Source organism: Afifella marina DSM 2698 (assembly GCF_900102695.1).
GTDB lineage: Bacteria > Pseudomonadota > Alphaproteobacteria > Rhizobiales > Afifellaceae > Afifella > Afifella marina.
Map to the genome: position 1 here is coordinate 1 of NZ_FMVW01000003.1, position 24,875 is coordinate 24,875.

Consider the following 24,875-nt stretch of genomic DNA (forward strand, 5'->3'; position numbering starts at 1 on the left):
CCCTGGGGCAAAGCGATCTACAAGCGGCGCAAGGAGACGGTGGAACGCTCCTTTGCCGATGCAAAGCAGCTCCATGGCCACCGCTACGCCCGGTTCCGAAGTCTGAGCCGCGTCTCCAGCCAGTGCCTGCTCGCCGCCGCCGCTCAGAACATCAAGAAGATGGCCATCGCACTCAGCCGGATGCCGGCTCCGAGCCCCGCATGAGGGCCCCCAGCATCCGCTTCGACGTAGACAGACAAAATCGAGCAGCGATCCGCATCACCACAAAAAACAAACCCCGCCAAAAATGACGGGGTTCGTCAGCAGTCTGACGGGCGCCCGCGGGCGCCCGTTTTTCTTTGTCGGTTATGGCGAACGCGTTCAGAGCCCGAGATAGGCCTCGCGCACCTTCGGATCGTCATGCAGCGCCTTGGCGGATTCAGCCAGAACGATCTCGCCGGATTCCAGCACATAGCCGCGCGAGGCGACCGAGAGGGCGAGCGATGTGTTCTGTTCCACGAGCAGGATGGAGGTTCCCGCTTCGTGGATCTTGACGAGAGCATCGTGGACTTCGTCGACGACGATTGGCGCCAAGCCGTGGCTCGGCTCGTCGAGGATGAGAAGGCGCAGATTGAGCATCATGGCACGGCCGAGGACGACCATCTGCTGCTCACCGCCAGACAAGGTTCCGGCCCATTGCCGCCGCCGCTCCTTGAGGCGCGGAAACAGCGTGAAGGCCTTCTCCAAGCGTTCCTTGTAAACGGGGTCCTGGCGCAGGGTGTAGGCACCGAGCAGCAGGTTCTCCTCCACCGTCATGTCCGGAAAGACATGGCGCCCCTCCGGCACATGGGCGATGCCGAGCTTCGGGATCTCATGCGCCTTCAGCGACATCAGATCCGTGCCGTCGAAGGTGATACGTCCGCGCGACTTCGGCACGAGCCGCGAAATGGTGCGCAGGAGCGTGCTCTTGCCAGCCGTATTCGCGCCGATGACGCAGACGAACTCGCCGGCATGCACGTCGAGGCTGACGCCGTGCAAAACGTCGGAGCCGTCGTAGCCGGCATACACATCCTCAACCGACAGGAGAGTGGGTGTCGTGTCGCTCATTCTGGCGGCCTCATTCATATTCCTGTCCGAGATAGGCCCGCACGACCTCCGGATGTCTCGCAATTTCTTCGGGTGAGCCTTCGGCGATCTTCTTGCCGAAGTTCAAAACGACGATGCGCTCGCACAGCGTCATGATGGCGTGCATGTGATGCTCGACGACGACGACGGCGAGGCCGTCGCGGCTCAAGGAACGGATGAGGTCCATGATCTCTTCCATCTCCACACGGTTGAGCGCCGCCATCACCTCATCGAGAAGGAGCCCTTTCGGCTTCGTCGCCAGAGCCCGCGCCACCTCCACCCGCGCCCTTTCGGGAAAGGATAGGTCTGCCGCCTTCTTGCCGGCGATGTCGGCGAGGCCCACCCGCGCGAGGCAGGTTTTTGCGAGCTCGCGCGCATCGTGGACATTGGCGCGCAGAAGGCCGCCGATCAGCACGTTGTCGAGCACGGTCGCCTCCATGAAGAGGGCGACGTTCTGAAAGGTCTTGGTGAGACCGCGCGCTGCCACCTTGTGCGGCTTCAGACCGGTGATGTCCTCGCCTTCGAGGCGCACCGTGCCGTCCGTCGGCTTGTGTAGGCCAACGAGCGTGCTGAAGAGCGTCGATTTTCCGGCGCCGTTCGGACCGATCAGGCCGACGATCTCGCCGGGAGCGACATCGAAGGACACGCTGTCGAGGGCCGCCAGGCCACCGAAATGCTTGCTGATGCCATCGACTTCGAGGATCGCCTGTCTCATGACGACTTCCTCCTGCGAAGGCGAGAGACGCCGTTGGTGATCAACGCGAGGATGCCGCGCGGTTCGATCAGGATGATGGCGATCAGCATGACCCCGAAAGCGAGCTGCGACAGGCCGGCGCCGCGCGAGGAGAGAAGCACATTCGCCATCTCCTCCATCGGCACGATCAGGAAGGCTCCAATGATCGGCCCGACCACCGTTCCGGCGCCGCCCAGAATGGCGATGATCGCGGCCCGCACCGAGATCGGGATGATGCCGAAAACGGCCTCCGGATCGAAGAAATACGTGAACTGAGCGTAGAGCGTGCCGAGCGTCGCCGTGAGCGCGGCGGAAATGACGGCCGCTGAGATCTTCACCTGCGTGGTGTTGACGCCGACCACTTCGGCGGCCTCCGGATTTTCCTTCAACGCGCGCAGCCGGTAGCCGAGGCTGCTGTGGCGGATCCAAACGAAGACGCCGGAGATGACGACGAGCGCGCCCAGCATGATGTAATAATAGGGCATCGTGCTTTTGAACTGCAGAAGCCAGAAGCTGTCTGGAGAGAACGGCACGGAAAGACCGACAGGCCCGCCCGTCACCGATGTCCAGGAGCCCGCAATCACGCGCAGCACCTCGCTGAAGGCGAGCGTCGCAAGGGCAAAATAATGCCCACGCAGCTTCATCGTCGGAAAGCTCAAGAGATAGGCGGCAACCGCGGCGATCGCCGCGCCCGCCAGCATGCCGATCCACGGCGACAGGCCGAAATTGATCAGAAGGATCGTTGAGGTGTAGGCCCCGAGCCCGAAGAAGGCAGCGTGGCCGAGCGAAATCTGATTGGCGAGACCGCCGACGATGTTCCAGGCCTGACCGAGCGCCGCAAAGAGGAGCGCGAGCGTCAGGACACGGATCGCATAACCGGTCGGATCGAGAAACGTCGGGACAATGGCGGCGGCCACAAGGACCACCGCACCGGTAATCCACCACTTCATCGTGCCGCTCCAATCAATCCGGTCGGCCGCACCGCCAACACCGTCAGGAAGACGATGAACAGGACGAGGTTTTGCAGCTGGATCGGGAAGAACAGGGTGGAGACGGACTGGATGACGCCGACGGCGAAGCCGCCGACGACCGCACCCGCCACGCTGCCGAGGCCGCCCAGCACCACGACCGTGAACATGAGCACGACGAATTGGTGGCCGACGGTCGGATGTACGGTGAAGTAAGGCAGGATCACCGCGCCTCCGAAGGCCGTCATGCCGACGCCGAGGCCGAAAGCGATCTGACGCATGCGATCAGCGTTGATGCCCATCAGGTTCGCCGCCATCGGATCCTGGGCGGTGGCACGCATCGCCCGCCCGTACCAGGTCTTGTTGGTGAAGAGCCAGAGAGCTGCAGCCGACAGAAGCGCCATCAGGAAGGCCGCGAGATAGGGAATGCCGATGAACAGGGGCCCAATCCGCAAGGTCGAGGTCTGATAGCTCGTCGTCACCGAATGGAAGTCGGACCCGAAAACGATCAGCGTCAGGTTCTCAATGACGATGAGCAGGCCGACCGTGACAAAGATCTGTGCCACTGGCGGGGCGTTCAACACCCGTTGGATGAGCGTCATCTGGACGACGACGCCGAGCCCGAAGATCACCACGAAGGATAGAAACGAGCCGATCAGAGGATCGAGCCCCAGGAACTTCCAGGCGAAGTACGCAACGAACATGCCAAGGGTCAAAAACTCCGCCTGCGCGAAGTTGACGATGCCCATGACGCCGAAGACCAGGGTCAGCCCGATGGAGATGACGGCGTAAACGCCGCCGATCATCAACCCATCGAGCACGGCTTGGATGAAGGCCATGCAGCTCTCTAGCGAAATGTTGAACGTTCGGGGCGGAGCCGGCTATTTGCCGGCCCACACAGCATCTTTCGTGGCGACATCGTCCGGCCAGACCGTCGTCAGATCCTCGCCGCGCCATTGCACGATGATCGGCTTGGCGAGCGTGTTGAGGCCGGTTTCGTCGAAATCGACCCCGCCGCCAGGGATGATGCCCGCCCATCCGCCTTCGAAACGGTTGTTGCGCAAGGCCTCGCGCAGCGCATCGGAATCGGTGTCGCCCGAGATCTCGAGAGCCTTCGCAAGCACGTCGAGGCAAACGGCGTGCTCGATCGCTTCGTGCACCATGAAGTAGCCAAAGCGCTCCTTGAACGGGTCCGTCAGTTCGGGGGCGAGATCGTAATTGCTCGGCGCCACCGAGAAGACGTTTTCGGCATATTCGCCGAGTGCCGCCCGGAAGTCCGGGATGACATAGCCGCCGGCCCCGCCGATCACCGGCATGTCGATACCCTGCTGGCGCATCGTGCGGATGATCTGCACGCCATCGTTGAGATAGGAACAGGGGAAGACCGCGTCGGCATTTGTGCCGCGCAACTGGTTGATCAACGGCGTGACATCGGTGATGCCGAGAGGATAGGCCTCATCCATCACCACCTCGATGCCGAGCTCGGCCGCGGTCTCGCGGAGACCGCCGGCCTGCGACGTGCCGAAGGCGGTGTCCTCGTACATGATGGCAATCGACTTCAACGGCTTGCCGGCCTTCTCGGCCACGCCCGCCGGACCCTGCAACTGCGCCGCGCCCATCGTCGTCGCCTTGGAGATCACCTGGAAGACGTTCTTGAAGCCGCGGCCCGTGATCATGTCGGAAAACGACATGGTGAGAAGCGGCACGTCGCGCCGTTCCGTCGCCTCCGACAGAGCGAGAGACAGCGACGACGCATAGGCGCCGAGGATCGCCACGACATTCTGCTGGGCGATCAGGCGCTGGCCGACGGTCGCCGCATTGGTTGGCGTTGAGGTCGAATCGGCGATGATCAGGTTGATCTTGGCGCCACCGAGAGCCTTGATGCCGCCATTGTCGTTGATCTGGTCGGCGGCGAGCTGAATGCCGTTGCGCGAGTTCACACCGAATTGCGCATTGGCGCCCGACAGCGGCACCACCACGCCGACATTGACGTCGGAACCCTGGGCGCGAGCGATCTTCGAAAGATAGGGGGTCGCAAGCGTCGCCGCGCCTGCGGCCAGAAAATGTCGCCGGTTGAGAGCGAAGCGCGAAGGCCCCTTCGCCGAGCTGGCCGGGCTCTTCGTCTCGCACGTCTTCGAAACCGAGTTCTCAAGCGATCCCTGCCTTGCGTCGGCGAAATCGATCGGTCCCTTGCCTTTCCGGTCCATACTTTCCTCCCACTCTATGATTGTCTTATTGAATGAAGTGTTGCGGCATCAAACGCGCTCGTCAAGTTAAAACTGCTCATACAATCATACGTGGACGTTGGCATCGGTTTCTGCCAATTTCGCCGCCAACGATGACACGACGACATGGGAGGTCAGCATGCAGCGCTACGGGCATTTCATCGGCGGGAGCTTTGTCGATCCGGCCGAAGGCGAATGGTTTGAGACGAAAAACCCCTATACGGGAGAGGCCTGGGCGGAGATCGCTCGAGGGACGAAGTCCGATATCGAAAAGGCCGTCGCGGCGGCCGAAGCCGGCTTCGAAGAGTGGAGCGCCATAAAACCCTCGGCACGCGGCAAGGCACTTTACCGGCTCGCAGAACACATCGAAGCGGACGCCGAGCGGCTGGCGGAAATCGAGGTCCGCGACAACGGCAAGCTCTATGCGGAGATGTTCTCGCAGACGAAATATCTCGCCGAATGGTACCGCTATTACGGCGGGCTCGCCGACAAGATCGAGGGCGCCGTCATCCCGACGGACAAGGGCGGGATCTTCAACTTCACCCGCTATGAGCCTCTCGGCGTCGTCGGCATGATCACGCCCTGGAACTCGCCGCTCCTGCTGCTCGCATGGAAGCTCGCGGCGGCGCTTGCCGCGGGCAATACGGCGGTGATCAAGCCGTCGGAATTCACCTCTGCCTCGACACTCGAATTCATGACGCTCTTCGAAAAGGCCGGTTTCCCGGCGGGCGTCGTCAACACGGTCACAGGCTTCGGCGTCGAAGCGGGGGCGCCGCTCGTGGAGCATCCGCGCGTCTCCAAGATCGCTTTCACCGGGTCCGATATTGGCGGGCAGAAGGTCTATGAGACGGCCGCAAAACAGATCAAACACGTCTCGCTCGAACTCGGCGGCAAATCCCCCAACGTCGTGTTCGAAGACGCGGAGATCGACGCCGCGGTGATGGGGGCGATCTCCGGCATCTTCGCCGCCACGGGCCAGACCTGCATCGCGGGTTCGAGGCTTCTTTTGCAGCGCTCGATCCACGATCGCTTCGTGGAGCGGCTCCTGGAGGTGGCCCGCGAGGCGAAGATTGGCGACCCAATGCTGGCAGACACCAATGTCGGCCCGGTCACCACCCCGGCGCAATATCGCAAGGTTCTGGACTACATCGAAATCGCCCGGGCCGAAGGCGCGAAATGCGTCCTCGGCGGCAAACCGGTCGAGGATCAGCCGGGCGGGCAGTTCGTCGAGCCGACGGTCTTCACCGGCGTCAGCAACGAGATGCGCATCGCCCAGGAGGAGGTGTTCGGCCCGGTCCTCGCCGTCATCCCGTTCGAGGATGAAGACGATGCGGTGCGGATCGCCAATGCCGTCGATTTCGGCCTCGCGGCCGGCGTGTGGACGAAGGATATGGGCCGCGCCCTGCGTATGTCGGAGCGGCTGCGCGCCGGCACGGTCTGGGTCAACACCTATCGCGCCATCAGCTACACCTCACCCTTCGGCGGCTTCAAACGCAGCGGTATCGGCCGCGAAAGCGGTCTCGAAGCCATCAAGGAATACCTCCAGGTGAAGTCGGTGTGGATCGCCACGGAAACCTCCGTCGCCAATCCCTTCATCATCCGCTGAGGTCGAAAATCGCTTCGTTTGGATGCGGATCGATTTTCCGTGATTGACCCCATCAGTTATGATTGTATGATCATCATAATAAGAAAATGAGCGGAGGCGCTCTCTGTGAGCGTCTTCGTCACCTCATAGGGAGGAAAGATGGACCGTTCGGCGGCAGCCGCGTTGGAAGACGCGCGGCACGTGTCGAGCCCGCGCGGCGATGCCGCAAAGGCGCGAACCTTCCGGCCGGCGCAATCCGGCGGATCTGCCCGGCAGCATCACTCCCGCACATCAAGACCTGCCCTCACCCAGCGACCAGTCAAGTCGCCGGCGATGAGGCGGGGTCACCATGGCCAAATCTAAAGAGAGCTCAGGAAAGAAGGGACCTTAAAGATGGATCAGAAGATGTTCGAGAAGGGGCTCGCCAAGCGCAAGGGGACGCTCGGGGCGGAATATGTGGAGCGCAACCTCGCCGCGGCCGACGATTTCAGCCTGCCCTTTCAGGAGGCCATGACCGCCTGGTGCTGGGGCTTCGGCTGGGGCGATGAGGCCATCCCGCCGAAAACCCGCAGCCTCATGAATCTCGCCATGCTTGGCGCCCTCGGCCGCTGGCACGAATGGGAAACGCATTGCCGTGGCGCCCTGACGAACGGCGTCTCCAAGGAAGAGATCCGCGCCGCCGTCCATGTCGTGGCGATTTATGCGGGCGTGCCATGCGGTGTGGAATGCTTCCGCATCGCACGCCGCGTTTTGGAAGAAGCCGGCGAACTCTGAGCCCAACGTTGCGGCCCGATCGTGCCCTCAAAGGCGCGGATCGGGCGGTGCCCGCACCCGCCGCCACAAGCGGCTCAGACGAAAATCGCCATGATGATCGACGAGGCCGTCCGTGACACGGGCCGCCTCGTTTCGCATCTCCCTTGAGTGTCAGCCCGCGATCGGCGGATTAAGCCGCGCAAAACCTTCCTGCCGGCGGTAAGGGAAATGCGGATAGGGCGCGATCACGGCACTCGCTTCGTCCAGCGTCGCGATCTGCGCCTCCGTCAGGCTCCAGCCGACGGCGCCGAGATTCTGGCGAAGCTGTTCTTCGTTACGTGCCCCGATGATGACCGAGGAAACGGTCGGGCGCTGCAGCAACCAGTTGAGCGCAATCTGAGGCACCGTCCTGCCGGTCTCCTCGGCGATGGCGTCGAGGGCATCGACGACGCGGTAGAGATGCTCTTCCTCCACCGGCGGCCCGAAGCTCGCGGTCTCATGCAAGCGGCTTCCCTCCGGCAGCGGCGCGCCGCGGCGGACCTTGCCGGTGAGCCGGCCCCAGCCGAGCGGGCTCCAGACCATCGCCCCCAGCCCCTGATCGAGGCTGAGCGGCATCAGATCCCATTCGTAGTCGCGCCCGACCAGGGAGTAATAGACCTGGTTGGCGACATAGCGCGGCCAGCCATGGCGGTCGGCGATGGCGAGCGATTTCATGATCTGCCAGCCGGCGAAGTTGGAGACGCCGACATAGCGGACCTTGCCGGCGCGAACGAGCGTATCGAGCGTCGATAGGACTTCCTCGACCGGGGTGCCGGCATCGAAAGCGTGAAGCTGCAGGAGATCGATATAATCGGTCTGCAAGCGCCGCAGCGCATCCTCCACGGCCCGGATGAGCCGGAAGCGCGAGGAGCCTGCATCATTTGGCCCCTCGCCCATGGGAAGGCTCGTCTTCGTCGAGATCAGCACCTTGTCGCGCCGGCCCTTCAGCGCCTCGCCGAGCACGGTTTCCGACGCGCCGTCGGAATAGACATCGGCCGTATCGAAGAGGTTGACGCACGCCTCCAGGCAGATGTCCACGAGGCGGCGGGCTTCGGTCGCGTCGGAAGTGCCCCAATTGCCGAACAGCGGGCCGGTGCCGCCAAAAGTGCCTGCGCCGAAGCTGAGGACCGGTACCTTGAGGCCGGATTTGCCGAGGGGTCGATATTCCATGCGATTGGTCCTTAATGAACGGGATTGCAGGAAGGCGTCAGAGCCGTGCTCTTGCTTGCCCTGACGGCGGTCAGCGCCGCGGCGATGGCGAGAAGCGGAAACAGAGCGGCGGTCATCGGCACCAGGGCAAGGCCCGGCCGATGTTCGATGACCAGGCCGCCCGCCCAGGCGCCGATGACGTTGCCGAGATTAAAGGCCCCGATATTGAAGCTCGAGGCGAGGCTCTGGCCGGCGCCTTCCGCCTTCGACAGCACCCACATCTGCAAGGGCGCGACCGTGGCAAAACCCGCAGCACCGAGGAGACCGGTGAAGACGATCGTCGCAATCGGGCTGTCGAGGGCAAAGGTCATCGCCGCCAGAACGAGGGCGAGCGCCGCCAGCGTGGCGAGCATGGCGCGGACCAGGTCGCTGTCGGCCAGCCTGCCGCCGAGCAGGTTGCCGACGACCAGCCCGCCGCCGAAGACCAACAAGATCGGCGAAACCGCGGCCTCATGGAAATCGCCGATCTGCGTCAAGAGCGGCGCGATATAAGTGAAGACGGCGAAGACGCCGGCATAGCCGAGAACGGTCGTCAGGAGACCGAGCAGCACGGGACGGCGGACGATGGCGCGCAGATCGGAGCTCCAGCTGGAGGTTTCCGGTCGCGCCCGGTCCTGCGGAACCAGGGCGGCAAGCACGACAAGCGCGACCAGACCCACAAGCGTCACCGCCCAGAAGGTCGCGCGCCAGCCATAATGCTGACCGAGCCAGGTGCCGAAGGGCACCCCGAGAACGGTTGCGACGGTCAGGCCCGTGAACATGATCGAAATAGCGGAACCGCGCTTGTCCTCGGCCACCAGCCCGGTCGCGACCACGGCACCGACGCCGAAGAAGGTGCCGTGCGTCAGCGCGGTCAACACGCGCGCGGCCATCAGCAAGCCATAAGTCGGCGCGAGCGCGCAGGCGGCGTTGCCCAGAACGAAAATGACCATCAGACCGACGAGCACATGCTTGCGCGGCCAGCCCCCGGAAAAAACGGTCAGAACCGGCGCGCCGATGGTCACACCGAGGGCATAGCCGGATATCAAGAGACCGCTCGCAGCGATCGTGACGTCGAGCTCTCGGCCGATCTCAAGCAGGAGGCCCATAATGACGAATTCTGTGACGCCGCTGCCGAAGGCTCCGACCGTCAGGGCGTAGAGCGCCAGCGGCATGACGCGATCTCCATCTTCATCCGCAACGATTTCCCGCAAGGTAGAGATTCAGCGTTGGATGAAATAGAATGCGCCTGAGAACATCACTTATGAGATGAATTCATCGTGGGGCGGCTGGAGGTCAATCGGTCCGGGGAGATGGAGGTGTTCGTCCGCGTGGTCGAGCTCGGCGGCTTCTCGCCCGCTGCGCGCGCCGCAGGGATGACGCCTTCGGCGGTGAGCAAGCTCATGAGCCGCCTGGAAAGCCGGCTCGGCACGAGATTGCTCAACCGCTCGACGCGCCAACACCAGCTCACGCCGGAAGGCTGCGCATTCTATGAACGGGCGACGCGCCTCCTCGCCGATCTGGAGGATGCCGAGAGGGTGGCCGGTCTCGGCGAGCAGGCGGTCGGTCGCGTGCGCCTCAATACCAGCGCCTCCTATGCCCATCACATCCTCGCGCCGCTGCTGCCGGCGTTCCTTCAGCGCTATCCGGGGGTGACGCTCGACCTCGTCCAGACCGATGCGGTCATCGATCTGCTGGCCGAGCGCACTGATGTCGCGATCCGGGCCGGACCGATGAAAAGCTCCCGCCTCGTCGCGCGCAAGCTCGGGGAGACGCCGCTCACCATCGTCGCCGCGCCCTCCTATCTGGCACGCTGCGGCGAGCCACATTCGATCGCCGATCTCGACGCGCACACTTGCATCGACTTCGGCTATCCGCGCGCCGTCGATGGATGGTCATTGCGGGAAAACGGCAAAACCGTCGTGGTGCCGGCGACGGGCCGCGTGCAGGCCAGCGACGGCGAGAGCCTGCGCCGGCTTGCTTTAGCCGGTGTCGGCATCACCCGCCTCGCCGCCTTCACCGTGCGCGAAGACATGAGCGCCGGCCGCCTCGTGCCGGTCCTCGCCCATCTCGATGCAGGCGAGAAGGAAGCCTTCCACGCCGTCTATCTCGGCCAGGGCGGCCCGCTGCCATCGCGGGTGCGGGCACTGCTCGATTTCCTGGCGGAACACGGCAGGGTGACATGAGCGGTGGCGACCAATGTCGTGAGATGGCCGTGTCATGCAACACCTGCGCCCGGTCAGCGGACGAAGGTGCCCTATCAGCCGCCTTGTAGAGCCGCAGGCTCAGACAGAAAAGAAAGGCCGATTCTGAGGCATCTCAGTAATGCCACCGGCTTAGCGTGCATGATCGAGAGGGGAAATGGCGCGCCTCGAAGGAGAGACTTCGAACGCGCTTTTCGAAACGCTGGAGGATTGGAACACTCAACTCAAGCACCGAAGCTATGATCTCCGGGGGCCAAAACCATGACGGCCCGGAAGATCAGCAAATCTGCCGCCTCAAAGCCGTTTCCCGTCCGTTTGACGGATACCGAGCGCGCGGATCTTGAGCACCGCTCCGGCAGCACTCCCGTCGGCACCTACGTCAAGCAGGTTCTCTTCGACGGTTCCGATACGAAGCGCCGCAGCGTTCGTGCTCCTGTTAAAGACCATGCCGCGCTAGCGTCAATGCTGGCGCGTATGGGGGCAAGCCGCTCGGCGGAATGGCTGGCGACGCTTGCGCACGCTGCCGAAAGCGGCACGCTTCCCGTCGACAAGGAAACGACAGAGAAGCTGCGGCAAGCCTGCCATGATGTGCTGGTGATCCGGATGCTGCTCATGCAGGCACTCGGGATGCATGCCGACCATGATGATCATCATCATGACGATGATCGCGATGATGATGGTCAGCGCCCAGGCGGTCCGTTTACTCGTGCCAGCCATCATCGTCGGCGGGACGACGATCAATGATCCTCAAGGGTTCGCAGCGCGGCGGGGCGAAGCAGCTATCGCTGCATCTGATGAATGACCGCGACAACGATCACGTCACGGTGCAAGAGCTGCGCGGCTTTATTGCCCGCGACCTGCATGGTGCGCTTGCCGAGAGCCACGCGATCTCCAAGGGCACGAAATGCGTGCAGTTCATGTTCTCGCTCAGTCTCAATCCACCGAAAGAGGTTGTTGCTGGCGAGGATGATTTCCGGCGCGCCGCCGATGAAGCGGAAAAGCGTCTCGGACTGGAAGGTCAGCCGCGCGCCATTGTCCTTCACGAGAAGGAAGGGCGTCGCCATGCGCACGTCGTATGGTCGCGGATCAATCCGGAGACGATGACGGCGATCAACCTGCCGCACTTCAAGCGCAAGCTGAACGATCTCGCTCGCGAGCTGTACCTCGAACATGACTGGACGTTGCCGGAAGGATTGCGCCGCGACGGCGGCAAGAGCCCGCTCAATTTTACCCTGGCCGAGTGGCAGCAGGCCAAGCGGCTGAAGCTCGATCCACGCGAGATCAAGCAGTCGTTTCAGGACGCGTGGCAGCGTTCCGACGATGCGAAGTCCTTTGCCGCAGCCCTGCGCGAGCGCGGCTATTTCCTCGCACGGGGAGACCGGCGCGGCTTCGTGGCCCTCGACGTCCACGGCGAAGTCTTTGCCGTGGCGAGGTGGGCAGGAGTGCGGACCAAAGAGGTCCGGGAGCGGCTCGGCGACGAGAACGCCCTGCGCCCCCTCCCCGAGGTGCGGGACCGGACCAAAACCCTCGTCTCGGACAAGTTGCAGGAGTTCATCGACGATGTGGATCAGCGGCACATCGAGGAGTTCCACCCTCTTGCCGAAGAGCGGACGCGGATGGTTCGGGCGCATAGAGTCGAACGTCAAAGCCTGCGGGACAGGCAGAAATTGCGCTGGCAAGACGAACAGAAGGAGCGGTCCAACCGCTTCGCCACAGGCCTGCGCGGCTTGTGGGGCCGTCTGACCGGAACGACGGCGGCTGTTCGCAAGCAGAACGAAGCCGAACGATGGCAATGCGTCATCCGGGATCGGGATCAGCGAGACGGTCTGATCATGACGCAGATGAATGAGCGTCGGAATCTGCAGAAGAGGATCGACTCGCTGCGCAGGCGGCACGCTCAGAACCGCCGCATCCTCGCCCGCGAAATCACCCAGGCACTGCACCGGATCGAACAGGAACAGGATCGCAGTGCGCGCGACCAGACGCGCCGCCGCGACCGGTCACTGTCGCCTCCGCGATAGCCGGATTTGGCCATGACCTGACCGGAGATCTACCCTCGGCCTGCCCAATAGATTGCGCCTCCTGATCAACACTTATCTGGAGGTATTTCATGCCACGCTATCTGGTTCAGACCCTGGCTGTCACCGGAACATTGTTCCTGCACTTCATCTTGCTGAATTCCGGGGCCTATACGCCGCACAATGACTACTTTCCAGACCTGACGCCTGCGCGTTTCTTCGCCATCGCCCTGTCGGGCGGGACCGGCTTCGCGATCGGCTGGTTCTTTTCGCCTGGAATGCGCACTGTGCGCCTGTCGATCCTTGCCGCGGCCGGGAGCCTGACGGTGCTGGCCGCCTTGTCTGACCATGGCAGTCTCGGATGGAGTTTGACCGCTCTCGCATCCGCAGCCGCATTTTTCGGTGGGCTGGGCTACTGGGCCGGGACCGCCTTCAAAGCATTGGCCAAACTGCCCAATACCTTTGGTTCGTCCGAATGGGCCGACCTCGATCACCTGCTCGACAACAACATGGTTGGCGATGACGGCTTGCGCCTTGGAGCGTTCGGCGCGGACGCCGCGGCTCACACACTCACCTATCATGGCGATCGCCATCTTCTGACATCGGCTCCGACACGGTCCGGCAAGGGAACGTCGGCGATCATTCCCAACCTGCTCACCTATGAAGGGTCAATGCTGGTCATCGACCCCAAGGGTGAAAATGCCCTGATCACCGCCAAACACCGTGAAGCCATGGGGCAGCGCGTTTTCGTCGTTGATCCGTGGCTGATCTGTCATGCCGCGGGACTGGAACCGGCAAGGTTCAATCCGCTCGACTGGCTGGTCAACGGTGATGTCGACATCACCGAAAACGCCATGCTCCTGGCCGACGCCCTGATCGTGCCGACAGGCGAGCACGACCAGTTCTGGGTCGAGGAAGCCAGATCAATCCTGCAGGGGCTGATCCTGTTTGTCGCCACCGACAAGTCGGAGGCACGGAACCGGCATCTCGGTCGCGTCCGCGATCTGCTGCTGCTCGATGGCGAGGACATGCGCAAGCTGTTTGAGCGCATGTTGCGGTCCCCGCACCATATCGTCGCCAGCACCGGCGCGCGCTGCCTGCAGAAAGAAGAACGTCTCCTCGCGAATGTCATCGCCTCGGCCCAGGCACAGACCCATTTTCTGGACAGTGCCCGTATTCGCGAGAGCCTGTCCGCTTCGGACTTCAGGTTCGAGGATCTGAAAACGACGCCGACGACGATCTATCTGGTTCTGCCCTCCGACCGGTTGAACGCTTTCGGTCGGTGGCTTCGGCTGCTCATTCAGCAGGCCATCACCGTCAATGCCCGCAATATCGAGGTCAGGCCAGCGAAGCCTGTGCTTTTCATCCTCGACGAGATGCCGGCCCTGGGTCGCCTTGCGATGGTCGAGCAGGCCTTCGGCCTGATGGCGGGTTATGGCTTTCAGCTCTGGGGCATTGTTCAGGACCTGAGCCAGCTCAAGCGCATTTATGGCGATGGCTGGGAGACCTTCATCAGCAATGCCGGCGTGCTCCAGTATTTCGGCAGCCGCGATACGATCACGGCGGACTACTTCTCGGCGCTGTGCGGCGTCACGACGGTCTGGAATTTCAGCAGCGCGGTAGCGCGGGTGTTCGGCAGCAGCAGCGGCCAGGGTGGTGGTGGCTCGTCAAGCTCCATCAGCAACACCGACACCACGGCGGCTGCGCAGCGCAAGCTTGCCTATCCGGACGAGTTGATGCGCCTGCCGAAGAGCGAGCAGCTCCTGCTGATTGAAAATCTGAACCCAATCATCGGCCGCAAGCGGCCGTGGTTCGAGGATGACGATTTAAAACCTCTCGGCCGCAATCTGCACGAGTCCGGCTAAACCGCATGGCCGGCACTGTCCGGCCATGCCTTCCATTTGAGCGATAGGAGCGTTCCCGATGAATGAGCGGGAGGTGAAGAAGCGTTTTGCCCTGGCCGCCGACAATCAACGCAAGACCGTCATTCGCGACAAAGACAATGCCTCGCTGCAACCGCGACCGCCGGCACAAGCCAAACGTCCCGCGCCCAACCTCGCCCCGCCGGGGATGTCGGGTATCAAACCGGCCTCAAGGATCGGGCGCTCTCCGGCCCCGCCAAAGCCAAAACGGTTCACACTGGGCAAGGGAAATGATCTGACAGGCACATTCAAGCCGTTGGCAAGGCCGGGCAAGGACAAGAGCCGCGACCACAACCGGTGAGTCGTGTGACGTGCGGCCATCCGAGTACCGGTAAACGCGGTACCTGCTAAAACTGGCTGGATTCCGGAGAATGTCTGCTACCGACTGAGGGCTGCTCTCCAATTCGCGCAAACGCTGCCAGTCTGACCAGACCACTAGAATTGTTCAACCTTGCCCCAGACAATCGGCCATGTTTCACCGAACGCCTTCAAGCCGAGCCATCTATGGCCGGCATAGTCAGTCTCCGTATAGGCAGGATAACCGCGCCCCCGTTCCAATTCCTCAACGACGGGAGCATCAGTCAAGGGAGCTGCATATAGGAGAACCTTCTCCTCTTGGGCGAAACGATTGCCTTCTCGCGTTTTCCAAAGCTGGAGCGGTTCCCTGACGGCAGCCAGAAGTTCCGGCGTCGGCGTTGGCCGATCAAGGCCACTGTCGATAGACGCAACCAACGCCGCCATATCAGGCGGCAAGCCTGTGACAGCTTTGATCCTGCCCTGGGACTTGTAGATGATCGTCGGATAGCCCCATCCGAAGCCTGTCGATGAGCCGCCGCCGCCGGACACGAAAGGTCTGATATATGGCCCGACCGAGGAAATCGTCGTTTCGTTGATACCCGACGTCAGATCAAGCTGTGCCGTCGACACGCCTTCAGTTTTCGGTTCGTTGTTCTGATATGGGATCAGCTGATTGTCGCCATCATGGAAATAGGTGCTGTAGGCAATCTTGATCTGCAATTCCGACCGATCGTTTTGCCAAACAAAACGAAAATCGCAGTCGGGCGCCTGTTCCCGAATGGCCTGATAGAGCGCTCTACAAACGCCGCACCACGGCGCGGCGATCACATAGGCGGCCTTCTGACTCTGACGGTTGGTTGATGCCCAAAGAGCGCGGGAGAGATTGTCATAGACGCTCTCCGGCGAGTGCTTCAGGTCGAACGCGTAGCCGGAGCTGGCGCCCATCATGGTGGCAACGGCCGCACCACCCGATGAAAGGAGAAAATCTCGTCTGTTCATGTTTGCACCCCTTGCAGCGTGAGCGAATCCTGTAGGAATGGCGAGCGGGACGCAAACGCTACTGATGACGCCGTGTGATTTCGTCGTGCCTGCTTCCGCCTATAGCTTGGGGGCTTCACCGACGGCACCGGCTACGCTCTGATAAAGGGCGGCAAGCGTCTGATGCTCGCCGATTGACCAGGTGCGCCAGAAGTTGTCCCATATTTCATCGGGATCCGCGATCCATTGTAAGAGATTGGACGCTAGGCCAGTATTCGGCTTTGTGCCGATGCGCATATTGGTTAATGGGCCGCAATAGAGGTTAATCGTGCTCCTATAGGTTTGACCTTTCTGTAGCCATTCAAACTGTATCTCCTGTAATGACCGGCTTTTACAGGCTCGTCTACGTTCTCTGCTGTCAGTTAGATTATTCCCCTGACGATCATAGGCGCGTTCTTCACTGTTGGATGTTAGGGGCGAACCGTATTTGTCGAGCAACGCCTGTTTGAGCGTCAATTCGCTTAGCTTGGCCGATTCTGGAATCTTCCAGTCTCGGCCGACAATCATCACCTTCGCCGTCTCGGTTTCGGAATAGGCTATGCTTATTGTATCACTCTCGTCGTCTCCCGCGCCTTTGTCGAAATAGTGGGTTTCCAGCGTCCACCCTTCCGAGCCGGTCGCAACGCGCGTCGACTCTTCATCATGCTCGTATCCGGCATCTTTGAGAACGGCTTCCACATCGGCACGGCTCATACCTGTTTTGATGCCGAGGATATCAAGGTTGTCGATTGTCACCCGGCGATCCTCGTCCCGCAGCGGGCGTAATCCCGCGACCAATTCGGCCTCAGCTAGGGGTGTTCCGCCCGTGAAAGTCACTTTCATACTGTCAGGTCCGGCACGTTCCATCTGAAAGGAAAGTGCAGAGGGACATTTATCAGGGGTGCCGTACGAACCGTTCAGATGAACATCATCGACGGCCGGGTTCGGATATTGATAGACATATTGACATCTGCCGTATCCGATTGGCTCCCATCCCTTTAAGTCAACTTCGAGACGGCCGACACCTTCGATATTTGTGAGCTGCAAATTGATCGAATCACGACCCTGCTTGTATCCTCCGAACCAAACACCGCCGGCATTCTGTGCGTGGGCAGACACCCCGCAGATTAAGTATGCCGCAAACGCGCAGACAGTCGTTCGCATGGTTGTCTGCATATCTTGCTTCTCCTAACCGCGGATGCCTGCGCCAAGGCCACTCGGATTCTCTGCTTTGCCCTTCTGTTGGCCCTTCTTGTATGCCTCCACCTGCGCGCGGGTTTGTGCGTTCAGGTATTTGATGAGTCCGGTGTCTTCGGCATGAGCAGAATCGGAGAACACCGCACCAAGTGAAAAAGACGCGGCCAGGGCGAGAACGATCGATCGGATGGGTTTGGGCATAATCTTTCCTCTCATCAACCGCGAATGCCTGCGCCCATGCCGCTCGGATTAGACGACTTCTCCGACTTGTTCTTACCAAGGCTCTTCTTATACGCCTCGACCTGCGCACGGGTTTGAGCATTCAGGTAGTTGACGAGGCCCGCGTCTTCTGCAAAGGCAGGCGCAGCGAACATGCCGCTGATCGCCACGACCACCGCGGCGCGAATGATGATTTGCTTCATTGTCGCCCCCTATTTCAGCGCCAGACGGCGGGTATCGCTGACGGCCTTCTCGACGGTCAGGTCGATGTACTCCTGATTGCTCGCGGCCTGCCGATGGTTGTTAAAGGTCTTGGGGTGCTTGAAAGCCGCAACCCGAACCGCATTGGCAAAGCGGGTGCGATGTGACGTGCAGGAAGCGTCCGAACCGCTTTCGAGCAGGCAGGCGACGTAAGAGTGCCGTGCCTGATCAACCACCGTATCGTCGGGTGCATAGGCTACCGTGCTCGTTCCATCTCCCGTCGTGGAGCAAGCAGCCAGGAACATCATTGCCGCGCCGACGACGGTCAGCATGATAATCTGCTTCATTGCGGGCATGCTCCGCCTTTCTCTTTCTGCCGAATGGAAGAATGGGCCTGGCTGGAGGGCCAGGCCCCTATGATTTGCGCTACTTCCTCTGGCCGTCGCGCAAGCCGGAATTGAACTGCTCCCGCTGCTGATAATTCGGAATCTGCTGCGGCGTGGCCTGCTGCTGGTGCGGGTTCTGCTGACCAACCTGCTTGCCTTGATCGTACGTGCTCATCTGCTTCTCCTGCATCTGGGTTCACGCGATATAAACCCTTGGATTCATTATATATTTCCATATTGATATTCGCGTAGGGGTTGCCTCGCGGGAATCCGGGTGATTCAATGAAAGTGAGCGCGCCGAGACGGCTGTCACGGCTGCGTTCACAAAGGAACCTTTATGAACACATCGACGGCCTTGATTGGCTCCATCAAACAGTTCCGATGTTGGCAGCATTCGAAGTGACGAGAGTTTTCTACCGTGCTTTGTGGGAGTCGGTCAGCGTGGTGCGGCGGAAAAAGCCGAAACGTCCGGAAAAATTTTCCTGTTTGCCTCGTCTTTTCAATACGATGGCGGCAGGATGCACCGCACTCGATTGGTGCCGCTAGAGGACGGAGATGAACGAACAACGCGACTGGTCTGGCTGCCTGACGTGGCATGAGTTGCTGGACGCACTCTGTGCTCGGCAAGGTTATCTCGACAATTTGGCGCTGGCTGATGATTTGTGCGCCGCGAATGGCATCCAAACGCAGGCAGCATTCAATGCCACGTTGAAGAATTTGCAGAACTGGCGCCGGGGCGCCCATATCCCGCAACGTCGAAATTTCGTACTGCTGGGCAAGATCCTGAAGGTCGACCAATTTGATGGTCTGCGAGAGCGCTGGAATCGCCTTTACTCAGAAGCCAAGACGCAACGTACGAACGTCTCTGCCAAGAATGTGGAGGTACCGCCGTCCTCTGACCCGACAGCCATTGCGCCTGCTGCCCGGCTTTCAGTTGCGATTGCGGTGGCGGTTCTCGTTGTCGGTTCGGTAGCCGCCTTCTTTGTCTTGGTGTGGCCGGAGTCAGATATCGCCGATACAAACGTGGTCGTAAGCCCTGAAGAGCTTCGTGCGGACTATGTTCGCAATGTCACGGCAACGGTTGGTGATGCGCTGGTCATTCATGGCGCGCGCGGCACAAATTGCGGGCCGGCGCCTGATTGGGATGACGCGAAAAAGAAACTACCCGAACTCGAAACCGGTATCTTATCTGATGGAGACGTCGGGACGCGGTTCAGCCGCCAATGCGGTAGGCGTGTCCCGGCGCGCGCGATCCTGTTTACGGCCACATCGCCGGGCACCGAGCAGACTGCCCTGTTCGGAGATCGGATTAGCATCACGGTGCAGTGAAAGGCGGCCTATGCGGCCGCCTCCATGGCTTCGAGCGATGCGAGGTAATTGGCGGCCTTGCTCGCCTGACTCGCGGCGGTGAAAATCGCCTTACGGTCGTTTTTCAGGACGGTCAGCCAGTTGGCGATATAGGCGGCGTGATCCTTCCGCGGCTCCTGCGTGATACCGAGGTCACTGCAGATGAAGGCAGCACCAAGCTCGGCGACCAGCTCTTCCATCGCATAGTGCTTGGAACCGAACCGGCCGGAAAGGTCACGGTCGAGTCTCGCTTTCACACCCGACCAGTGCACCAGCTCATGGCAGAGCGTTGAATAGAAGCCTTCGGCCGGCGTTGTGGTGTCGGTACCGACGAAGCGGCGACGCTCCGGCATGCGGATCATGTCGAGTGCTGGGACGTAGCAGGCGCGATCGCCGTCTTCGGTGATTTTGGCGCCGGTAGCAGTGGCAAAGGCCTCGGCTCTGGCGATCGGATCGAATGTCGGTCCTTCGGGCAGGTCTTCGGACGGAAGCCCGTAACCTTCGACCTGGGCGGCGTTGAACACCCAGCTGGCCTTGGCGATCATGCGCTCAGCCTGATCGGTTTCGCCGGTGTCGGGATCGGTCTCGTCATAAGCGACGGTCTTGTAGAAGACGACGAGCGAGGATTTCTCGCCCTTGCGGACCTGGCAGCCACTCTGCTGCCACTGGCGGTACGTGCCCCAGACATTGGACGGGAATTCGGATGCGAGGGCGGACACCCAGAGCGAGACGATATTGATCCCGTTATAGGGGTTGCCCGAGCTGATATTGACCGGACGGGCGAAGCTCCCGCCCTTGGCCTTGATCCAGGGAAGCCGGAACTCCCCTGCGGTTTCGATCGCATCGACGATGCGGTTTGTGATCTCCTGATGGACATCGAATTGTGATGTGCGCGACATGGCTCTTTCTCCTCTTGCCGTTGCCGGCCGCGACCATCGCGGCCTGATGGCGTCCGGAGAGGCGGGGAAAGAGCGACCTTGCACCCCGAAGGGGCGGGCAAAGCGGAAAGACGGCGATGCCGTTGCAAGGGCGCGAACGCCCTGCCAGGACAGCCAATCAATCAGGCCGTGTGTGACGCGGTGGCTTCTGTCGGGAAGAGATGAGAGTCTGTTGCGCTACGGAGATTGATGGCTGAGAGGCCGTCACCGCCTTCGATCCTGCGCTCGCTACGGCGCTATGGGGAAGCGCGCTTCGCTTAGGATCAGTGCGGAACTGGTGGCGGCAGTCTGGCGCGCGGCTATCACAATCGAGCCTCGGATACGTCCGGTTTGCAGCCATATCGAAAAGACGTTTGATGTGACGGCGGCGCGGTGTGGGTGCCACTCAGGTCGGCTCCGGCCACCGCCACATCAAACATCCCCGATGCATTCATCTATTCTGCCTCTTCTGCATCCACAGCCGAACACAGCGCAAAAAATTGTTAACCATCTTTTTTCTTCCGAATACAATATCGTGACGAACTAAATGGTATAGCCGCGCCTGCGCCGGTCGCTGTTGACGTCCAGTACCATATTCCGCCGGACGAAAACCAACCGATCTGAGCGGGATTTTTCTGAAGAAGAAGAAATTCGCTCATGGCAGGCAAATACCACTAAGGACCTTTGGCGTGGCACGCCGCCGCTGCTGTATATCGCCCGCTTGCGCGCTCGAACGACAGAATCTGATCCATGTATTCTTGCCGTCAATGCAGGAATTCGCTCTAGTAAAATGCCGGCTTGACGACTCCTCATACCAGGGAAGAGGTTCCGGCTCTTCTACTGACGCCACATAGATTCGGCGCGCCGGAACTGACCCAGCATAGACGGAGTCATCAACGCATATTGATCCGATATCGTCCATTTCGCGTGAAACGGACTCAATCTCTGAGTGCGCCATCGTCGCGAACAATAAGATAAAAATATTCACAGATAGTGTTATCAAATATTTCTTCATTAGAAACAATTACTATTTTTCATAACACCAGCAATATGCAGTCCAGCCAGTTCCCAGGTGATCGTGTCTCGTACACGTTGTATCCCACGGCTGAGTGTGTCCACCGTTACATGTTGCACACATGCTCGATCCGCAATAGGCTCGGCAACCAGGGCCCCCCGCAGTCATGGCCTCGGCTTGAGAAAAGTTTTCATTATAGAAATTTGAATTCGGACACGTCCCCACTGCTGTACAACTTTGGTTCATGTATGTACCCGAGAGCGTGCCATCAAAACAGCCTCTCGTCTGCGTGTTGCCGCAGGATTGATCTGCATATTGATAAGCCGTCACACCGGATCCATGGCTGATGGTGCCGCCCCATGGCAGGGTACAGGACGCTCCCGGTGCAACAGTGCAGGACGAGTTCGAATAGCTTCCTGAAAGAGTGCCGTTTGAACACGTCCGAATCTGGCTAACACAGTTATTTCCAAACGGGACTGTTGGAGATTGATAAGCCGTCACACTCGATCCATGGCTGATGGTACCGCCCCATGGCAGGGTGCAGTTGGAAGGAGCTTCGGCATTACAGGTCTGATGTGTATAGCTGCCGCTCAGTTCGCCGCCGGTACAGCTTCGCGTCTCGCTAACGCAATTGCTGCCAAATGGCACGGATGCGGTCTGATAGGCGGTGACGTTCTGTCCGTCACTCAGCGTGCTGCCCCATGGCAGATCACAGGCCCAGCCGCTGGCATTGCCGCTAATCGTCGTGACTGCTATCGGTCCACTGGCCGAAGTGCTCAGATGGCCGGTGAACGATCCTGTGCCCGATGCCTTCGGCCGCACTTCCAATACGCACACGTCATCATAGCCGAGCACTACCCCCTGACAGGCGTCGCCGTCGCCGGTAAACTCAAAATTGGTTAGATTATCAAGCATGGCCGCGCTCAATGCAGAGGTCGATTTTTCCCCGGTATTGCGAACGATAAACACCATTGCATCGCCATAGGCCGGATCGCCTGGCCCGGTCACATTCATATCACTCTTGCTTTCCGGCGTAATCGTGAGCTCTGGCGGTGTGCGGTCACGCGTCGTGATCGACCATTGGCGACTGATCGCGCTGACCGAAAGAACAAAACTCGAAACATTTTCCGGTGTCGATGCCGAATACGCGCGAAGACTGATAGTGTCCCCGGCGCTGATTGATGCCATTTCACCCTGGGCGATTCCATTGACCAGAATGGTTGCGCCGCCGGTGACGGTGGCTGTCCGCTCACCGAGAAAGCCGTCAAAGGCAATGGTGTTGGACGTATATTGCGTCGACAATGACGCGTCAGTTACCGGTTCAAACGTGCCTGTGGCAGTAAACGAATCGCCGCTGACTTCGCTCCATTCTTCGCCGTTGCAAATCTGCAGCGTCTCCATGTCATAACGCATCAGGCCGGTTGTGTTTTCGGTGCAGGCCTCATCCGGCAGTTCGCCGATACGGGAAGACGAGGCCGCCGCTTCGTAAGTGAACATACGCACACGGTCATCGCCACCGCCGGACGCTTTTGGGCCGATGATGGTGTTGATATCCTCCGGATCAACACCGGCCTCATTATAGGCATGGCAGCTGGTTTCAAAGATTTTGTCAGCGCCGGCTGAAAGAACAGCGATTAATGGGCCTGACGTCGTGGCTGTCCCGATTAACCGGCCATCCGATCCGGTCGTGTCACCGTGGTCCCATGCACAGTAGCCGTATGGCGTACCCCACGGGTCGGCCTGTGTGGCGCCTATCGTCTGAGGAAGACAGCCGCCACCGGACGGTGCACCAGCGCAATTCACGATGGCGACAGGCTCAACAAAACGATCGAAATCCAAATCGCCGCCATTCGCCTGTTGTCGAATGGCCTGGCCGACCAGATTGGCATTCATCAGCAGATCGTTCTCGGCCATGTTCTGATGCGTCACCTTGGTGACGGTCGTCGCCGGACCGATCACCAGATTCATCATCGACACGCCCAGCACGCCCATCAACGCCGTCGCGGCGAAGATCATTGTAAAGACGTTGCCCGAGCGGTCGGAAAAGAATGCGCGTATCCAGCCTGTCACCGGGAGTCGCCCTCGCGCCGGTGCTTCAACTCCTGCCAGGCCAATGTGCCGAGAGCGCCGACAAAAACACCTGACGCTATGCAGGCGACAAGAACACCTGCGGCAATAAAATCATATCCCGGACACCAGCCGAGATTGCTACACATACTATGATAGTCCATGCTCCAATAACCGTCCTTTGATTATATATCAACATAGACGGATGATTAGTTGCAATCTGATAATATTATTACATCAATACATAGGAGTATATTGCGAAAAGAATCGAAAATGCCGCGCTTCACGATCGTTCAAAAAGGACGCTTTATGAACTTTATTGTGGGTAAAAAGGGAGGCGGCCACGAATGACCATAGCCGCCCAACCAGCGACTCATCACACTGCGCTCATGAAAATCGGTTATGCGCGCGTTTCCACGGATGAACAGAATCTCGACCTGCAATTGCAGGCGCTTGAGGCCGTGGCTTGCGACCGCGTGTTCAAGGATCAGGGCATATCGGGATCGGTGGCCGACCGGCGCGGGTTGAACCGTGCGATCAAGGCGCTCAAGCCCGGCGACGTGTTGGTGGTGTGGAAACTCGACCGTCTGGGACGGTCTTTGCCGCATCTGATTGATACGATCACCGCCCTGCGTGATCGCGGCGTCGGGTTTTTATCACTCCAGGAACAGATCGACACCACAAGCGCCGGTGGGCGGTTCTACCTCCATATCCTCGCCGCACTGGCCGAATTCGAGCGCGAGATGATCCGCGAACGCACCAAGGCCGGCATGGCCGCCGCCAGGAAACGCGGTGTGCAGTTGGGCCGCCCGTTCAAGCTCAGCCACGATGAAATCATGGAAGCCATCCGCATGGTCAAGGACGGCCAGACGCGCAACGCCATCGCGAAGCACTTCAAGGTCAGCGCTTTGACCCTGCGCCGCGCCCTTCATGCCAACGGCATGACCGACTGACCAGAACTCCGGAGCAAGCTCATGACCGCGACGTCCCGTGTCGCCGCCCTGATCGAAGAGCGCATCAACCGCAATAGAGAACTGCCCGATGAGGAGTTTGACGGCAACGAGTGGTGGCAGGTCAATGCGCGAGAAGAACTCGTGTTCGATTTGGCACCCGACCGGGTGCGGCGGCTCGGAGTGGTGTGGGGCGCCTATGAACACGTGGCCGGCGTTGATGAGCATTTTGACGAGCTCGACGGAGATCTGATCGCGGCGTTCTGCCAGGAGCATCCATTCATGGCGCAGGCACGTGGCGGTGATATGCCGGAAATCAGCTGGCGCGACTTTGTCGCCTTCGGCGCGCTGTTCGGATGCCGCCACCGCGATTGTGTCGCGTGGTACTGGAAAAACTTCTTCTGGCACGACCGCCAAGGCCACTACGATTAGCGGCGGCCTGCCTGATGTCGTTGCTGATCGGCCAGACGCCCAATCCCCACCCGATGACTCGGATGGGCTGTGAGGCGAGACGATGCCGACG

At 60.6% G+C, this 24,875-nt stretch carries 26 protein-coding genes; 11 read left to right on the forward strand and 15 right to left on the reverse strand.

The features are described from left to right. A partial coding sequence (locus BLP76_RS07920) for a transposase (RefSeq protein WP_171904379.1) occupies positions 1–204 on the forward strand: 204 nt, incomplete at its 5' end. Positions 205–360: 156 nt separating this feature from the next. On the opposite strand, the gene BLP76_RS07925 is transcribed toward BLP76_RS07920, so the two are convergent. The 5 genes from BLP76_RS07925 to BLP76_RS07945 are packed head-to-tail and all read right to left on the reverse strand — an operon-like array spanning position 361 to position 5,012. Then, a complete protein-coding gene (locus tag BLP76_RS07925) occupies positions 361–1,086 on the reverse strand; it encodes an ABC transporter ATP-binding protein (RefSeq protein ID WP_092811418.1) in 726 nt (241 codons plus the stop codon). 10 nt (positions 1,087–1,096) lie between these two features. Further along, complete coding sequence (locus BLP76_RS07930; RefSeq protein ID WP_092811420.1) at positions 1,097–1,819, reverse strand: ABC transporter ATP-binding protein; 723 nt, start codon at positions 1,817–1,819, stop codon at positions 1,097–1,099. Next, positions 1,816–2,787: a branched-chain amino acid ABC transporter permease gene (locus tag BLP76_RS07935; protein ID WP_092811422.1), complete on the reverse strand. Its 972-nt coding sequence runs from the start codon at positions 2,785–2,787 to the stop codon at positions 1,816–1,818. Before BLP76_RS07935 ends, BLP76_RS07930 begins: the two co-directional genes overlap by 4 nt. Further along, a complete protein-coding gene (locus tag BLP76_RS07940) occupies positions 2,784–3,644 on the reverse strand; it encodes a branched-chain amino acid ABC transporter permease (RefSeq protein WP_092811423.1) in 861 nt (286 codons plus the stop codon). The genes BLP76_RS07935 and BLP76_RS07940 overlap by 4 nt, the downstream gene beginning before the upstream one ends. 42 nt (positions 3,645–3,686) lie before the next feature. Next, positions 3,687–5,012, reverse strand: a complete 1,326-nt coding sequence (locus tag BLP76_RS07945) for an ABC transporter substrate-binding protein (RefSeq protein WP_092811425.1) — start codon at positions 5,010–5,012, stop codon at positions 3,687–3,689. A gap of 157 nt (positions 5,013–5,169) precedes the next feature. Between BLP76_RS07945 and BLP76_RS07950 the strand changes: the two genes are divergently transcribed. Continuing rightward, positions 5,170–6,636: an aldehyde dehydrogenase gene (locus tag BLP76_RS07950; RefSeq protein ID WP_092812055.1), complete on the forward strand. Its 1,467-nt coding sequence runs from the start codon at positions 5,170–5,172 to the stop codon at positions 6,634–6,636. 372 nt (positions 6,637–7,008) lie between these two features. Continuing rightward, the gene (locus tag BLP76_RS07955) at positions 7,009–7,389 is read left to right on the forward strand and encodes a carboxymuconolactone decarboxylase family protein (protein ID WP_092811427.1); all 381 of its coding nucleotides are present in this window, start codon (positions 7,009–7,011) and stop codon (positions 7,387–7,389) included. Positions 7,390–7,539: 150 nt separating this feature from the next. Here BLP76_RS07955 and BLP76_RS07960 read toward each other — a convergent pair whose 3' ends face one another. Both BLP76_RS07960 and BLP76_RS07965 read right to left on the reverse strand, forming a co-directional pair. Beyond that, entirely contained in the window at positions 7,540–8,577 is a 1,038-nt protein-coding gene (locus tag BLP76_RS07960) for an aldo/keto reductase (protein ID WP_092811429.1), read from the reverse strand. Positions 8,578–8,588: 11 nt separating this feature from the next. Next, positions 8,589–9,770 (reverse strand): MFS transporter, encoded by a 1,182-nt coding sequence (locus BLP76_RS07965; RefSeq protein WP_092811431.1) that lies wholly within the window; start codon positions 9,768–9,770, stop codon positions 8,589–8,591. A gap of 105 nt (positions 9,771–9,875) precedes the next feature. On the opposite strand from BLP76_RS07965, the gene BLP76_RS07970 reads away from it, so the two are divergent. From BLP76_RS07970 to BLP76_RS07990, 5 genes are all read left to right on the forward strand, one after another. Continuing rightward, on the forward strand, positions 9,876–10,781 hold the full coding sequence (locus BLP76_RS07970; RefSeq protein ID WP_092811433.1) for a LysR family transcriptional regulator: 906 nt from the start codon (positions 9,876–9,878) through the stop codon (positions 10,779–10,781). 279 nt (positions 10,782–11,060) lie between these two features. Next, entirely contained in the window at positions 11,061–11,543 is a 483-nt protein-coding gene (locus BLP76_RS07975) for a hypothetical protein (protein WP_092811435.1), read from the forward strand. After that, positions 11,540–12,820, forward strand: coding sequence for a relaxase/mobilization nuclease domain-containing protein (locus BLP76_RS07980; RefSeq protein WP_092811437.1), 1,281 nt, complete (start codon positions 11,540–11,542; stop codon positions 12,818–12,820). Before BLP76_RS07975 ends, BLP76_RS07980 begins: the two co-directional genes overlap by 4 nt. A gap of 89 nt (positions 12,821–12,909) precedes the next feature. Next, positions 12,910–14,682, forward strand: coding sequence for a type IV secretory system conjugative DNA transfer family protein (locus tag BLP76_RS07985; RefSeq protein ID WP_092811439.1), 1,773 nt, complete (start codon positions 12,910–12,912; stop codon positions 14,680–14,682). A 58-nt stretch (positions 14,683–14,740) separates the two neighbouring features. Continuing rightward, a complete protein-coding gene (locus tag BLP76_RS07990; protein ID WP_092811441.1) occupies positions 14,741–15,040 on the forward strand; it encodes a hypothetical protein in 300 nt (99 codons plus the stop codon). 134 nt (positions 15,041–15,174) lie between these two features. On the opposite strand, the gene BLP76_RS07995 is transcribed toward BLP76_RS07990, so the two are convergent. The 6 genes from BLP76_RS07995 to BLP76_RS19165 all read right to left on the reverse strand — a co-directional run bounded on the left by BLP76_RS07995 (position 15,175) and on the right by BLP76_RS19165 (position 18,231). Next, complete coding sequence (locus BLP76_RS07995; RefSeq protein ID WP_092811443.1) at positions 15,175–16,035, reverse strand: twin-arginine translocation signal domain-containing protein; 861 nt, start codon at positions 16,033–16,035, stop codon at positions 15,175–15,177. A 99-nt stretch (positions 16,036–16,134) separates the two neighbouring features. Next, complete coding sequence (locus tag BLP76_RS08000; RefSeq protein WP_092811445.1) at positions 16,135–17,229, reverse strand: hypothetical protein; 1,095 nt, start codon at positions 17,227–17,229, stop codon at positions 16,135–16,137. Between the two features lie 12 nt (positions 17,230–17,241). Continuing rightward, positions 17,242–17,451: a hypothetical protein gene (locus BLP76_RS08005; protein ID WP_092811447.1), complete on the reverse strand. Its 210-nt coding sequence runs from the start codon at positions 17,449–17,451 to the stop codon at positions 17,242–17,244. Positions 17,452–17,465: 14 nt separating this feature from the next. Beyond that, positions 17,466–17,672, reverse strand: a complete 207-nt coding sequence (locus BLP76_RS08010; protein WP_092811449.1) for a hypothetical protein — start codon at positions 17,670–17,672, stop codon at positions 17,466–17,468. A gap of 9 nt (positions 17,673–17,681) precedes the next feature. Continuing rightward, positions 17,682–18,017 carry a hypothetical protein gene (locus BLP76_RS08015; protein ID WP_092811451.1) on the reverse strand — a complete coding sequence of 112 codons (336 nt, stop codon included), beginning with the start codon at positions 18,015–18,017 and terminating at the stop codon, positions 17,682–17,684. 79 nt (positions 18,018–18,096) lie between these two features. Beyond that, a complete protein-coding gene (locus BLP76_RS19165) occupies positions 18,097–18,231 on the reverse strand; it encodes a hypothetical protein (RefSeq protein WP_274605684.1) in 135 nt (44 codons plus the stop codon). 380 nt (positions 18,232–18,611) lie between these two features. Here BLP76_RS19165 and BLP76_RS08020 point away from each other — a divergent pair, with 380 nt between their 5' ends. Next, entirely contained in the window at positions 18,612–19,385 is a 774-nt protein-coding gene (locus BLP76_RS08020; RefSeq protein WP_092811453.1) for a hypothetical protein, read from the forward strand. A gap of 8 nt (positions 19,386–19,393) precedes the next feature. Here BLP76_RS08020 and BLP76_RS08025 read toward each other — a convergent pair whose 3' ends face one another. Further along, positions 19,394–20,302 carry an ArdC family protein gene (locus BLP76_RS08025; RefSeq protein WP_092811455.1) on the reverse strand — a complete coding sequence of 303 codons (909 nt, stop codon included), beginning with the start codon at positions 20,300–20,302 and terminating at the stop codon, positions 19,394–19,396. A 1,045-nt stretch (positions 20,303–21,347) separates the two neighbouring features. Then, positions 21,348–23,405 (reverse strand): hypothetical protein, encoded by a 2,058-nt coding sequence (locus BLP76_RS18570; RefSeq protein WP_139163720.1) that lies wholly within the window; start codon positions 23,403–23,405, stop codon positions 21,348–21,350. Between the two features lie 344 nt (positions 23,406–23,749). On the opposite strand from BLP76_RS18570, the gene BLP76_RS08030 reads away from it, so the two are divergent. Both BLP76_RS08030 and BLP76_RS08035 read left to right on the forward strand, forming a co-directional pair. After that, a complete protein-coding gene (locus tag BLP76_RS08030; RefSeq protein ID WP_244514507.1) occupies positions 23,750–24,355 on the forward strand; it encodes a recombinase family protein in 606 nt (201 codons plus the stop codon). Positions 24,356–24,376: 21 nt separating this feature from the next. Next, entirely contained in the window at positions 24,377–24,784 is a 408-nt protein-coding gene (locus tag BLP76_RS08035; protein ID WP_092811459.1) for a hypothetical protein, read from the forward strand. The last annotated feature ends 91 nt before the right edge of the window (positions 24,785–24,875 follow it).